Origin of the sequence: Anaerofilum hominis (genome assembly GCF_014287275.1) — a bacterium.
Taxonomy (GTDB): domain Bacteria; phylum Bacillota; class Clostridia; order Oscillospirales; family Ruminococcaceae; genus Pygmaiobacter; species Pygmaiobacter hominis.
The window spans coordinates 172,031-184,904 of the sequence record NZ_JACONZ010000003.1 but is presented as its reverse complement, the minus strand read 5'-3'; the positions used below and the strand labels follow the sequence as shown (position 1 = coordinate 184,904).

The 12,874-nt window shown below is 64.1% G+C and carries 13 protein-coding genes; 4 read left to right on the top strand and 9 right to left on the bottom strand.

The window, feature by feature from the left end; all coding sequences use genetic code 11:
* The first annotated feature begins 112 nt into the window (after window positions 1–112).
* Window positions 113–3,211: a phospholipid carrier-dependent glycosyltransferase gene (locus H8S23_RS09375; RefSeq protein ID WP_186888081.1), complete on the top strand. Its 3,099-nt coding sequence runs from the start codon at window positions 113–115 to the stop codon at window positions 3,209–3,211.
* Between the two features lie 89 nt (window positions 3,212–3,300).
* Window positions 3,301–4,029: a DNA alkylation repair protein gene (locus H8S23_RS09370; protein WP_207721137.1), complete on the top strand. Its 729-nt coding sequence runs from the start codon at window positions 3,301–3,303 to the stop codon at window positions 4,027–4,029.
* 214 nt (window positions 4,030–4,243) lie between these two features.
* On the opposite strand, the gene H8S23_RS09365 is transcribed toward H8S23_RS09370, so the two are convergent.
* Entirely contained in the window at window positions 4,244–5,062 is an 819-nt protein-coding gene (locus H8S23_RS09365; RefSeq protein ID WP_186888080.1) for a helix-turn-helix domain-containing protein, read from the bottom strand.
* 359 nt (window positions 5,063–5,421) lie between these two features.
* On the opposite strand from H8S23_RS09365, the gene H8S23_RS09360 reads away from it, so the two are divergent.
* The gene (locus H8S23_RS09360; RefSeq protein ID WP_186888079.1) at window positions 5,422–5,910 is read left to right on the top strand and encodes a hypothetical protein; all 489 of its coding nucleotides are present in this window, start codon (window positions 5,422–5,424) and stop codon (window positions 5,908–5,910) included.
* Between the two features lie 201 nt (window positions 5,911–6,111).
* Here H8S23_RS09360 and H8S23_RS09355 read toward each other — a convergent pair whose 3' ends face one another.
* Window positions 6,112–7,143 carry a nucleoside/nucleotide kinase family protein gene (locus tag H8S23_RS09355; RefSeq protein ID WP_186888078.1) on the bottom strand — a complete coding sequence of 344 codons (1,032 nt, stop codon included), beginning with the start codon at window positions 7,141–7,143 and terminating at the stop codon, window positions 6,112–6,114.
* Window positions 7,144–7,296: 153 nt separating this feature from the next.
* Between H8S23_RS09355 and H8S23_RS09350 the strand changes: the two genes are divergently transcribed.
* Complete coding sequence (locus H8S23_RS09350; RefSeq protein WP_186888077.1) at window positions 7,297–7,821, top strand: gamma carbonic anhydrase family protein; 525 nt, start codon at window positions 7,297–7,299, stop codon at window positions 7,819–7,821.
* 63 nt (window positions 7,822–7,884) lie between these two features.
* Here H8S23_RS09350 and H8S23_RS09345 read toward each other — a convergent pair whose 3' ends face one another.
* The 7 genes from H8S23_RS09345 to H8S23_RS09315 form a co-directional block, all read right to left on the bottom strand.
* Entirely contained in the window at window positions 7,885–8,556 is a 672-nt protein-coding gene (locus H8S23_RS09345) for a hypothetical protein (protein ID WP_186888076.1), read from the bottom strand.
* Between the two features lie 64 nt (window positions 8,557–8,620).
* Window positions 8,621–8,947 carry a branched-chain amino acid transporter permease gene (locus H8S23_RS09340; protein ID WP_207721147.1) on the bottom strand — a complete coding sequence of 109 codons (327 nt, stop codon included), beginning with the start codon at window positions 8,945–8,947 and terminating at the stop codon, window positions 8,621–8,623.
* Between the two features lie 2 nt (window positions 8,948–8,949).
* Window positions 8,950–9,648: an AzlC family ABC transporter permease gene (locus H8S23_RS09335; RefSeq protein ID WP_186888074.1), complete on the bottom strand. Its 699-nt coding sequence runs from the start codon at window positions 9,646–9,648 to the stop codon at window positions 8,950–8,952.
* A 159-nt stretch (window positions 9,649–9,807) separates the two neighbouring features.
* Window positions 9,808–10,959: a GGDEF domain-containing protein gene (locus tag H8S23_RS09330; RefSeq protein WP_186888073.1), complete on the bottom strand. Its 1,152-nt coding sequence runs from the start codon at window positions 10,957–10,959 to the stop codon at window positions 9,808–9,810.
* A gap of 141 nt (window positions 10,960–11,100) precedes the next feature.
* Complete coding sequence (locus tag H8S23_RS09325) at window positions 11,101–11,595, bottom strand: DNA-deoxyinosine glycosylase (protein WP_243165970.1); 495 nt, start codon at window positions 11,593–11,595, stop codon at window positions 11,101–11,103.
* Window positions 11,596–11,711: 116 nt separating this feature from the next.
* Entirely contained in the window at window positions 11,712–12,065 is a 354-nt protein-coding gene (locus H8S23_RS09320) for a hypothetical protein (RefSeq protein ID WP_186888071.1), read from the bottom strand.
* A gap of 156 nt (window positions 12,066–12,221) precedes the next feature.
* The gene (locus H8S23_RS09315) at window positions 12,222–12,869 is read right to left on the bottom strand and encodes an ABC transporter permease (RefSeq protein ID WP_243165984.1); all 648 of its coding nucleotides are present in this window, start codon (window positions 12,867–12,869) and stop codon (window positions 12,222–12,224) included.
* Between the last annotated feature and the right edge of the window lie 5 nt (window positions 12,870–12,874).

The following is a 12,874-nucleotide window of genomic DNA, read 5'->3' as shown; positions in this document are numbered from 1 at the left end:
CCCTGCGCGGGCAGGAGCAAGTCCCCGTCCCGCGGCATCCCGCCGCGCGGCTGCGAAGAGGCGGGAACGGTTCAGACAAATCCGCGTGCGGCGCGGAAGATGAGGTGGAACTATGGAGGATAAGCAGGCTTTGGGGAAAAAAAGCGCTCTGCCCGGCGGGCTCTTGGCCCTGCTGCTGGGTGCGCTGGCGATCCGGGTGCTGCTGGTGGTCACGACCGACGGCTATCTCTATGATACCAACACATTCTCCGCCTGGGCAAGGCTTCTGAACGAGCGGGGTCTGGCCGGGTTTTACACCGGCGGTTTTTTCGCCGATTATCCCCCGGGTTATATGTTTGTGCTCTGGGCCGCCGGCCGGGTCATCCAGGCGCTGGGCTTCACGGACCTCTCTGCATCCGCGCTGCTGGTCCTCTGTCTGGCGCCGGTGCTCTGCGACCTCGGCCTTGCTGCGCTGCTCTATCGCGCCGCCCTGCCCCGCGCCGGGCGGCGGGGGGCGCTGCTCGCTGCCGCCTGCGCCGCTTTCAACCCGGCTTTCATCTTTGACTGCGCGGTGTGGAAACAGGTGGACGCGGTGCTGGCCCTGCTGCTGTTGGCCTGCTTTCTGCTGCTGTCAAAGCGCTGCTGCCTGCTGTCCGCCTTTTTGTATGGGCTGGCCCTGCTGGTCAAGCCGCAGGCGCTGCTGTACGGCCCGGTCTTTGCGCTGGGCTTTCTGCTGCCTGTCTTTTTTGAAAAGGGCCGCGCCCGCCGGAACGCCTTTCTGCGCACCCTGGCCGGGGCCCTGATCAGCGTGGGCACGGTGATCGTCCTCTCCGCCCCCTTTACAGGCAGCCAGGCCCCGGTGGTGTGGCTGCTGGAAAAATATTTCACCACCGCCTCCTCCTACCCCTATGCCTCGATCAACGCTTTCAATTTTATAGCGGCGCTGGGCGGCAACTGGAAGCCGATGACCGATCGATTTCTGTTTTTAAGCTGGCAGGGCTGGGGGCTGCTGGGCATTTTGCTGGTGACCGCCGCGCTGGTGCTGCTGGCCGTGCGCTCCTATAAAAACGGCTGTTTCAACCTGCCGCTGCTGGCCGCGTTTTACGGCTGCGGCATCTTCACCTTTGCCCATCAGATGCACGAGCGGTACATCTTTCCCGCCGTGGTCTTTTTGCTGGCAGCCTGGGCGCTCTGCGGCGACCGCCGCCTGCCCCGCGTGGCGGCGCTCTTTTCTTTCACCCTGCTGGTAAACATGGCCGTTGTCTATTACAACGTGGGGGCAGATCAGTTCCTCGAAAGCGGTTTTTCCACCTTTCTGGTGCGGGCCACCGGGCTGGCGTCCACCGCGGGCTTCTGCTGGCTGGCCTGGGTCTGTTTCCGGCTGCTGGGGCAGGGCGAGGCCCCAAAGACAGCCGCCGGCCCGGCCGCCGCTGCAAAAAAGTCGGTCTATCGGGCGCAAACCCGGGACGCAAAGCGTCCCGCCGCGGCGCTGCATCTCTCTGCGCCCGGCCCGGACCCCGTCCCCCGCTGGCAGCGGCGCGACACGCTGGCCATCTTGCTGCTCACCCTGTTCACAGCCTGTCTTTCGCTGCCCTACCTCGGCACCGTCAACGTACCTGAGCGCGCCTATGTCCCCTCGGGCAGCGGCGCGGTGCAGGTGGAGCTGCAGGGCCCCGGGCCGGTCGCCAGCGTCTGGGTCTATCCGGGCATCCTGCTGCCGGGCGCGGCCTCGGGGCTTGTGACGGTGACCGGCGAGGACGGCGCGGTGCTCTGCGAATTCCCCCTCTCCGGCGGGTCCTGCTTTTCCTGGCAGGTACAGAACGCCGCTTTTGCGGCCGGGCGGCTCACGGTCACCGTGACAGGCGTGCCGGTAAACGAGATCGTCTTTGCCGATGCGGCCGGCAGCGCCATCCCCGCCGTGTCCGTCTCGGCGGGGGGCGAGGCGCTGTTTGACGAACAGGGGACCCTGCCCGACCGGCCCAGTCAGCTCAACGGCATGTATTTCGACGAGATCTACCACGGGCGCACCGGCTATGAAACGCTGCACGGGCTGCCGATCTACGAGACCACCCATCCGCCCCTGGGCAAGGACTTTATCGCGCTGGGCATCGCGCTGTTCGGCATGAACCCCGTCGGCTGGCGCATCATGGGGGTGTTGTTCGGCATTGCGATGGTCCCCGTTTTTTATCTGCTGGCCCGGCGGCTGCTCAAAAAATTCTGGCCCGTCCTCTGTGTGACCGGCCTGTTTGCGCTGGACTTCATGCGTTACACCCAGTCCCGCATCGCGACCATCGACGTATTTGTGGTGCTGTTTGTACTGCTGGGCGCTTACTTCATGCTCTGGTTCTGCCAGACCTATGTGGCGCACGGCAGCAAAGGCGCCCTGCTGCCCGCCGCGCTGGGCGGGGTGGCTTTCGGCCTTGGCTGCGCCAGCAAATGGACCGGCGTATATGCCGGGCTGGGGCTGGCGGCGGTCTATTTCCTGGCCCTGTACGGCCGCTGGCGCTGCATCCAAAGCGCGCCCGGCAGTGAGACCGACAAGGAGACCCTCTTCCGGCGGGACTTTTGCTTTGCCATCCGCACCGGCCTGATCTTTTATGTGGCCGTGCCGCTGGCGATCTATGCCGCCTCTTACCTGCCGCTCTTGTTCGAGAAAAGCGGCGGCTTCACCTTTGCCAGCATCCTGCAGTCCCAGCAGGTGATGTTCAGCTATCACAGCCAGCTCACCTCCACCCACCCCTTTGAATCCCGCTGGTACAGCTGGCCGCTGATGCTGCGGCCGGTGTGGTACTATATGGGCTCCCGCCTGCCCGCGGGCACGGTGGCCAGCATCGCCGCTTTCGGCAACCCGGTGGTCTGGTGGGGCGGCCTGGCGGCTCTGCTCTGGCTGCTTTGGCGTCTGGTCTCCGGCCGCTGCAAAAAAAAGCCGGCCGTCCTTTTTCTGCTGATCCTGTTCGCGGCCCAGTATCTGCCCTGGGTCTTTATCTCCCGCGCCACCTTTATCTACCACTATTTCGCAGCCATGCCCTTTGCGCTGCTGGCGCTGGGCCTTTTCCTCAGCCGCCTGCTGGAGACCCGCCCGCGCGCAGGGCGCGCCGCCTGCATCGGCGCCGTGGCGCTGGCCGCGGGGCTATTTATCTTTTTCTTCCCGGTGCTCTCCGGCCTGCCGGTGTCTTCGTCTTACGCCGCGCTGCTGAAATGGCTGCCCGGCTGGGGATTTTATATCCTGTGAGCCGCGGCGGAACGGGAGGGCCAAAAAACAGGGCGCGCCGGGCGGACAGCGTTTCCGCCGCCGGCACGCCCGGATAAAAGGAGCTTTGGATGATGGATCTTTCCGCTGCGCGCTGGCAGGACGATGACTTTGCCGCCCTGGCCGCGCACCTGCGCGGCGAACTGGCCGAAGAGGGCTACCGCCGCTTTCACTCCTCGCTGCTGCCGGGGGTAGAGGATGTGCTGGGGGTGCGGGTGCCGCTGCTGCGCTCGCTGGCAAAACAGATCGCCCGCGGGGACTTTCGCGCCTATCTGGCCGCCGCCTACGCCCATGCGCACAGCTATGAAGAGACGCTGCTGGCCGGGCTGGTGACCGGCTATGCCCGTATGGGATACGACGAGGCGGCGGACCGCATTGCCGCCTATGTGCCCCACATCAGCAACTGGGCGCTGTGCGATGTGGCCGCCAGCACCTTCAAGGTCCTGCCAAAGGACCCAGCCCGCGGCCTTGCCTTTGCCGCAGGCTGGATGGCCCGCCCCGGAGAGTACGAAAAGCGGTTCGGCGCGGTCTGCCTGCTGGACTTTTTCGTGACCGAGGCCGCCATCGACCAGGTGCTTGCCCTGCTGGACGAAACGCAGCACGAGGGCTATTATTACAAGATGGCCGCAGCCTGGGCGCTGTCGGTCTGTTTCGTCAAGTTCCGGGACAGGACGCTGGCCCTCTTTCAGGACAATCATCTGGACGATTTCACCTACAACAAAGCGCTGCAGAAATGCCGCGAGAGCTACCGGGTCAGCCCCGAGGACAAGGCGCTGCTGAACAGCATGAAGCGCGGATAAAGCGGCGGAAACAAAAACAGGCGCACGGCAGGCGGCCGCTTTTCCGGCTGCCCGGCAGCCCTACTGAAAAACGATCGAAAGCGGGCAGCTTTTCCAGCTGCCCGCCTGTTTTTTATCCGGGAAAGAGCGAAGAGGGAGACGCCACCCTTTTGGCCTGTTTGCCGCTCCCGCCGTCCCGCAGCAGTCCGCAGCCCATGCCCGGACCCTGCTCTCCTTATCTGTCCCCGGCCTGCTCCGCGCCGGGCTTTTTCTTTCTCCCCCAGAGCAGACGATAGGCCAGGCTGCCGGTCCAGCGCTCATTTTCCGCCAATAGCTCGTAGGCGTCGATCATCGAAAAGCTGTGAAAAAGCGTGACTGCGGCCCCCGCCGCCACAAGGGCATACCCGGCCCCGCAGGCCCGCAGCAGCCCCGCGTGCCCCCGGAGGGCCGCCAAAGCCGCGCCGCCCGCGAACAGCGCCCCGACGCTGCACAGAATGCGGCGGACATACCTCTTTTTCATCTGCTCGGACCGCCCTCTGAGTTCCGTCAGATAGCGGGGGTCAAAGATCAGCGGATTTTGCTTGAGGGCCCGGTACTGATACTCTTTGTCGTTCAGGCAGGCCGCCAGAACGATGCCCAGCCCCGTCGCCGCGGCCGCCGCGCAAAGCGCCCCCAAAAGAGGGCCGCCCCCGGGCAGAAGCAGAAACAGCATGGGGACGAGCAGCAGCACAAAGGCCCCAAGGCCGATCCGTTTTGTCATGGCGCTCTCATAACACAGCCAGGACTCCGCTTTTTCCCGGCTCACATAAAAGCCCGGGCTGCCTCCCGGTGTTTTTTCGCAGCTCCCGCCGTCCCGCAGCAGTCCGTCCACCGGCACCCCAAAAACATCCGACAGTACCAGAAGCTTTTCCGCCTCAGGCATCCCCTGGCCGTTTTCCCATTTGCTGACCGCCTGCCGGGTGGTGTCCAGCATCTCGGCCAGCGCCTCCTGGGAAAGCCCCTTTTCCCTGCGCAGCCGCAGCAGCCTTTCCCCAAATGTGGTTTCTGACAACATTGTTTCGTACCTCCTTATCCTATCGACCCGGCGCGCCCCGGCGTGGTTTCAGGATACCCCGGCCCGGCGCTGTTTTCTATCCCCAAACACGACCAATCGCCGCAACCCTGGGTTGCTTTTCCGCTGTTTTGCGTTTCCCCTTTCTCAAAAGCGGAAAAACGCCCGTTCTTGTGCTTCCCCGGCGATCCGTGCTGCAAGATCCTGCTTTTACAGTACTGAGAATAATTTCAATAAAAAATTTATAAAAATCGTCGATTTTATCCCCTGCCAAAAAGCTTTATAATAAATGCAGTCAAGCCGCCCTCACAGGTTTTTTCTTTTATCCGTCATTTTATTTGAATTTGAGCGGAGGGATCAAGATGTATGCTTCGATCGGGGTATCCATTGTCATCTTCTATTTCTCCTGGCTCGTATTTTCTATTTCCACCAAATTAAAAAAGTTCATGCTGCTGGTCGACCTGCTTTTATTTTCAGGCGGGCTTTATTCTTGTATCAAAAGTTATCAGCTCTTTAGGGGCTATCCTCTTCTGTCCCATCAAGCCGCGGCAGCTTATAGAAAAGCCCTCCAGATCTACCTGGTGTTTTTCCTGATCTTTCTGGCAGCTGTCATCCTGTCTCACCTTTTGTGCCGCTCGGTCCTCCTAAAAGCCCTGATCGTCACGGGCTGCATTTTTGTACAGCTGCTCTTTCCCTTTTTTATTCATCTGAACTCTCTTGCCTTTTTTTCCTACAAAGAAAGCGTCCCTGCAGAACCGCTCTTCTTTTTTCAATATTTGGCCTGCGGCACTTTTTTGATCATGTACAGCACCTACCCCTTTTTCCACATCAAAAGCGACGTCACCGCCTGAAAACAGGCGATCCCCCGCGGCGGAAAAGCCGCGGGGGATCGTTTTATCGTTTTTTGTCCGGGGCCGCCGCGCGGCAGGGCAAAAGGCAGGAGCCCCGGGCCCGCAGCGCCTTTCCCGCCGCTCGGAGGGCCGCTTTTTTCTGTGTTCCTCCACCGGGCGGGCCCGCCCTGCGCAGGGCCTCCGCCCTCCCGGGCGCAAAGCTCAGAACAGGTCGGTGGTGTCCACCGTCACGCCGCAGAACTGCTCCACGCCGCAGGCGGAAAAATACCGCTCCTCCAGCGGGATCCACTCCTTTTCAAACCGTTCCAGCATCTTGGGGCTGCGCGCCATCAGACGCTGACGCTGCTTTTCAGGGGTGTGGGTCAAAAAGACCGCCCCCGCGTAATAGCCGCGCAGCGACGGGTGCAGGGCATAGCAGCCCTCCGCCACCGCAAACGGCGCGGTGGGCACCGTGACCGGCGGTCTCATGGCCATCGCGTGGCAGTCAAAAGCGCGGAAAACCACCTCCCCGCCCCCGGTAAAGGGGCGCAGGATCTCCTGCTCAAAGCGCTCGTAGTGGACATTGCCCCCCGGCTGTGCAAACCTTTCCGGCGTGCGCAGCTCAGGCGGTAAAAAATAATCGTCCAGATGGAACACCGGGCAGCCGTACACCCTGCCGATCAGCTCTGCCAGCGTGCTTTTGCCGCTGGCGCAGCGGCCGTCCAGCGCCAGCACACCGCCGCGGGCAGCCACCCGTTCCGCCTCCAAAAACGCGGGCAGCATGTCCGCATAGCTCTGCCGCAGCACCCGGTAACCGGGGGCGTAAGCGGCCTGGTACGCGCCGCTGTGGGGCGGGCACGGCCCGGCGGCGCCCCCCTGCGCGAGAAACGCTTCCAGCGCGGCGCTGTCCAGCGGCAGCTGTCCGGCGGCGCACAGGCCGCGCAGCAGCTCCAGTTTTTGCAAAAAGCGCTCGCGGCTGCCCGCAGCTTCCCGCGCCGTGGCCAAAGCCAGCCGGTCCAGGGCCGGGCCCGCGCCCTGCGGCAGCGCCGCCAGGTGCACCCGGCACAGACCGCCGCCGATGGGCTCGCAAAGGGGGCCGCCCGCGGGCGGGACAGCGCGTTCCTTTTCGCCGTCCCGCGCCGCCGCGGGGCAGCCGCCGAACTCGTTTTGATAGATGAGCTTTACATAATCCGCAGCTTCCATCGCCGGATAACGGGCCGCGTGGGCCCGGAGGATCTCTTCCAGCTCCTGCAAAATCACCCTCTCCTTTCCGCCGCGCAGCTTCGCGGTGGTTTCCATTTTACCAGAGGCGGCCCGCCTTTTCAACCGCGATCCCTTTGCAAAACGCGGGCGCGCGGGTACAATAGTACCATAAAAGAAAAATGCGGTGAAAGAGAGGAAGCGCTAATGAGAGGACCTGCTTTTGGAGAGGACGTTTTCCTTGCCCGGGGCGCCGTGGTGACGGGCGAGGTGCAGCTGGGGGACGGGACCAGCGTCTGGTACAACGCCGTTGTGCGCGCCGACGCCGCGCCCATCGCCATCGGCCCCTCCTGCAACATTCAGGACGGCTGTATCCTGCACGTGGACGCCGGCCATCCGCTACGGGTCGGGGCCGGGGTCTCGGTGGGGCACGGGGCCATTTTGCACGGCTGCACGGTGGGCGCCAACACCGTGGTGGGGATGGGCGCCATCCTGCTGAGCGGCTGCAGGGTGGGGGAAAACTGCCTGATCGGCGCGGGGGCGCTGGTGACCGGGGACACGGCTGTCCCCGACGGCTATCTCGCCTACGGCAGCCCCGCCAGGCCGGTGCGCCCGCTGACCGCGGAGGAGATCGCCCACAACCGGGAAAACGCGCTTCACTATCTCGCCCTGGCGGGCGCATACCGCTGCCAGGAGCGCGGTGCGCAAGAGCCCCCCGCCGGGACGGCCTGACCCCGGCACGCCGCGCGGGACACAGTGCAAAAGGGCTTCAGCCGCAGCTGAAGCCCTCTTTTTTTACAGCAGATACCCGACGGCGATCAGGAGATAGGCCGGGAAAAACCGCTTTCCCATCTTGAGATAGATGACCCCGGCAAGAAGTGAAAAGATCATGCAGGAGACGCCGTTCCAGATCTCCAGCCCCACGCCCCGGGAAATGAAATGAAACGCGCCCCAGCTGGCCGCCAGCACCAGGCCGCCAAACGGGAACCCGCTCTCCCGCCCCAGCTTCACCTCAAAGGCTTTCTGCCCGTAGAAAAGGATCAGGCAGACCAGCGCCACCTCCAGCAGATAATACAGGTATTGGGCGCAGAACTCGTAAGCCGTTTTTCCGCGCGCCTCCCCGATCACCTTCAGCGTATGCCAGTCGATCCAGGTCATCACCTTGCAGCCCGCCAGGCAGAGCAGGGCCGCCGCCCAGTCCCGGGCGGAGCTTTTCCGCCCCGCTTCCCGCTCCGCGGGCAGGCCGTACCGCCTGCAGCTGACAAGCAGCAGGACCGCGATGGCCGCCGCCCACAGGGCGGCGGTGATCAGGCTGTGCTGCGCGCGCTGCGCCGGGGTATAGGCCCACACGTCCACCCCCAAAAACAGCTTTTCAATGCCGAAGATCGCGGCCAGCTCCAGCAGAAAAAACGAAAAACAGAGCAGGCTGAGCCAAAGGTACCGGGTCCATTTCAGGTTTTTGATCACGGTCTCTCCCCTTCTGGGCCCCCCGTGCGGGAGACCGTCTTTTTTCTGCCGGCGGAGCCCCTGTTCAGAACACCACCTGCACCATTATCATATAAGTCGCCGTGCCCGCCAGCAGGGAGAGCAGGGTGTTCTTTTTCCACAGATGGGCCGCCGCGATCACCGCAAGGGCGGCCAGCTCGGGCAGGCCGAAAGGGGCGCGCAGCACCGAGACGCTGCGCAGGCAATAGACCACCAGCAGGCCGGTGACCGCATAGGGCAGCACCTGTCCCAGATAGCGGACATAGGCCGGGGTCGGGCGGCTGGCGGGAAAGAGCAGAAACGGCAAAAAGCGGGTGAGCAGGGTGCCCAGCATCACCAGGGCAATGGTGATCACCGCCTGGGGAAACGTCATCGTCACAGCGCGCTCTCCTCCTTTTTTTCCAGCTTTCCGCGCAGCGCGGTCAGCGCCAGCAGGATCAGGATCATGGCCGGCAGGATAAAGCGGTCCGCCCCAAAAAGCAGCAGCGCCAGCACCGAGCAGAGCACCCCGGCAAGGGCGGGCAGATGCTGTTTCGTCCCCTGCCATTGGCCCAGAAAGATGACCACAAAAAGAGCGGTGAGCACAAAGTCGATGCCGGTGGTGTCAAAGGGGATCAGCCCGCCCACCAGGCCGCCCAGCGTTGCCCCGCCCACCCAGGCGCACTGGTTGATCAGGGTGACAAAAAACATGAACCACCCCCGGTCCACCCCCTGCGGCGGCTCTGCCGAGGCGTTGATGGCAAAGCTCTCGTCGCACATGCCATAGATCAGGTACCATTTCTTTTTGCCTGCGGCGCGGTATTTGTCCAGCATGGAGATGCCGTAAAACAGATGCCGGGCATTGACGGTGAGCGCCAGCAGCAGCGCGTTCAGCGGGTCAAAATTCAGCACCAGCAGGTTGGCGGTGAGAAACTCCATCGACCCCGCAAAGATGGCCACGCTCATCACCATGGGCCACACGAACGAAAACCCCAGGCTGGACATGTACACGCCGTAGGACATGCCGATGAACAAAAAACCCGCGCAGACCGGCAGGCAGTGCGGCAGCGCGGCTTTCAAGGCTCGCGTTTTCATCCTCTCTTTTCGCTTCCTTTCCTCTTCTCCCCCGCAGGCCGGGCCTGCGGGGCCATTTCGTTCCATTATACTTTGGCGCGCCGCCAGCGTCAAGAAAACAGGGGCGCCGGCCCGCCGGCGCCCCTGTCCGCTTATCCGTGTCTTCCCATCCGCGCCGTTTCAGGCCGGGCCGCCGCCGTAAAAGCGGCGTTTCTGGCCGTACATCTCCAGATCGGCACGCCGGTAGGTGTCCAGCAGGTCCTTGTCCTTTGCCGGGTCGAACCGCGCCGTGCCCATCGACAGCGACACCCCGCCGCCCCGGGCGGCCAGCGCGGCCTGCAGACTGCCACGCAGCTGCAGCTCCGCGTCCTCCTGCGGCGCCTGTGCCAGGATGGCGAACTCGTCGCCGCCCACCCGGTAAAGCACCATGCCGGGGAGAAGCGCCCGCCGCAGCAGGTCCGCCGCCCTGCGGATCAGCTCGTCGCCGCCCGCATGGCCCACCGTGTCGTTGATCTTTTTCAGCCCGTTGAGGTCGATGGAGGCCAGCAGGGCCTTCTCCTGCCGCCGCGCGCTGTGCAGATTGCCCAGGTCGACCTCAAAGGCGTTGCGGTTTTTGCAGCCGGTGAGATAATCGGTGTTGGCAAGGTCCCGGTAGCTGGGGTTTGAGATGCGGCGGAACAGAAGCACCGCCACCAGTACCGAGGCTGCCAGCAGCAAAATGCCGATGAGCAGCGAGCCCATCCGCATCAGGCGGTAGGTGTCGTACTGGTGCGAGGCGTCGATCTCCACCCCCAGCACCCCCACCACCCGGCCGTCCCCGGCATGGATGGGGTAATAGCTGACGAACACATCCCCCCAGGAGGTCGCCAGAATATCGTCGGGCAGCAGCGTTTCCCCCGCCAGCGCCCGGCGCATCTGGGGGTGGATCTCCACCTCGATGGGGTCGCCCGCGTGACGAAAATCCTCCGCCTGGTCGTCCAGCCCGTCCACAAGATAGACAAAGCTGCCGTCCTGCGCCTGCTTGGCAGTGTACAGGTAGCGCACCCCCGCGATCCGGCGCACCCGTTCCAGCTCGGCTTTCAGCCCCCGGTACTGGGCGCCCGCCTCGTCCTCCCGCGTGTTGATCGCGGTGAAGTCCTCCTCTTCGGTGACGGATTCCACATACTCATAGATGCCCTGCACCTTGTTTTCCAGCGAGCGCAGCATGTCCCCGTGCGCCAGCGTATACTGGTAAAAGTACATGCAAAGGACGGACACGGCGACCAGGGCGGCGGCCAGCATCGACACCTGTAGGTCCACCCGGCCCAGCCGTCTCCCTTTTCCCTGCCCCATCGCCGCGGTCCCCTTTCCGCCGCGCCCGCCGCGCGGTCACGGATTTGCTTTTTCAGTTCTATTAAACCCTATTTTGTGAGAAATAGCAAGCGGCGCTTTCCCGGCCCGCAGGACGGCAGCCCGCGGCGGGCAGGCCCCCGGTCACCGCAAAAACGGCAGGATCTGCCGGTACGCTTCCACCAACGCCTCAAAGCGGACCGCGCAGTTGGCGGGGCTGGGGCTGGGCAGCACCGCCGCCGGGCGGCGGGTCCGGGGTTCGATCAGCCTCTGATAGAGCTGTGCGGCCTTTTTGCCGGTGGTGAAAACGGCGGCGACCGGCGCGCCGTCTAGGATCGGGGCCAGATCGTTGGCCCGGGCCGCGCGGATGCTGGCGTCGCTGGCGCCGGTGATCTCACAGCCGGCCAGCACGTCCCACAGCGCCACGCCACGGCGCAGGGCGATCTCTCTGCGCCCCTGCGCCGTTTTGGGGTCCTGCTCGCCCAAAACGGCACACAGGGCCGGCCAAAACCGGTTCTGCGGATGGGCGTAGTAAAACGCCGCCGACCGGGAGGCGGGCGAGGGCATGGTGCCCAGGATGAGCACGCGGCTGTTCGCGTCCCAAAGAGGGGCAAGGGGATGAAATACGGTCTCGGGCAAAGCGGTCCCTCCTGTCATTTTTCTGCTGCTCTGCTGTTCTGCTGTTCTGCGGCGCACAGGCGGCGCGGGGCAGACCAAAGGCCGGGGGCGCTGACTGCCCCCGGCCCGGTTTTTTCTTATTCCTCTGCGGCGTCCTGTTCCGGGGCCGCCCCGGCCTCACAGCCGGCGCAGCCATCCTCGTCATAGTCCTCGCTGAACAGCATCTGTTCGTACTCGTCCAGCTCCTTTTCCCGCTTGACGAGATAAAAGTAGGCTGCCGCGAGCGCGCCTGCAACAGCGGACAGGAAGACGAGCAGCGCTACCAGGGTGGATTTTTTCATCGTGATCTCCCCTTTCTTTTTTTGCTGAGCTTTTTTGAACTTTCTTTCCATCGTCTTTCCAAAAACGGCGACGGCGCCGGCCGCTGCCGGCAGCATCTGCGCGCCCTTGAGCAGCGCAGCGCCGGTGACAAATTTGCCGAGGCTTTTCATCTCCGGTCACCATCCCTTCCGGTTTTTTTCATTATAATATGGGCGGGGCGCTTTTACAAGGACTTTGACCGCCCTGCGGCCAGATTTCCGCCGCCGTCCCGCTGCAGTTAGCTTTTCCCCCGCACGGGCCGGTTTATGCGCCCTGCACCCGGGCGCTCATTTTGAGATATAAAGGGCGCGGCGCTCTTTGCGGCGCAGGGGCGCGGGCACCAGGCGCCGGTGCAGCAGCGCCATGCCGGCGTCCGCCAGCAGCGCCATCAAAATGGCGGGCGCCGCCCCCGCCACCACCAGCAGGCCGCTGCCCTGCTGGATGCCGTCCAGGATCAGCACGCCCAGGCCGCCGCCGCGCAGGGTCGCCAGCGTGACCATACCCACCGCGGTGACCGCCGCCTTGCGCAGGCCCACCATGACCTGGGGGCTCGCCAGGGGCAGCAGGATCCGGCAAAAGGTCTGCCAGCGGTCCATGCCCATGCCCCGCGCCGCGTCGATGGGCGGCCGCCCGATGCGCCGGAACCCTTTCTCTGTGCCGAAGATGACCGGCAGCACCGTGTAAAGCAGCGCCAGCAGCAGCGTGGTGACCGTCCCCAGACGGCCCACCACCACAAAAAGGCCGAACACGGCAAAGGCCGGCAGAGTCTGCAGCAAATTGACCAGACCGATCAGCGGCGGGGTAAGGGCGTGGTAGCGGTAAGCCAGCAGCCCCACGGGCAGGCCCAGCAGCACCGCGAACACAAAGGTGAGGGCCGAGAGCAGCAGCTGGCCGCCCAGCGCCTGCCAGAAATGCGCCTGCACAAGGATCTCCATCGCGC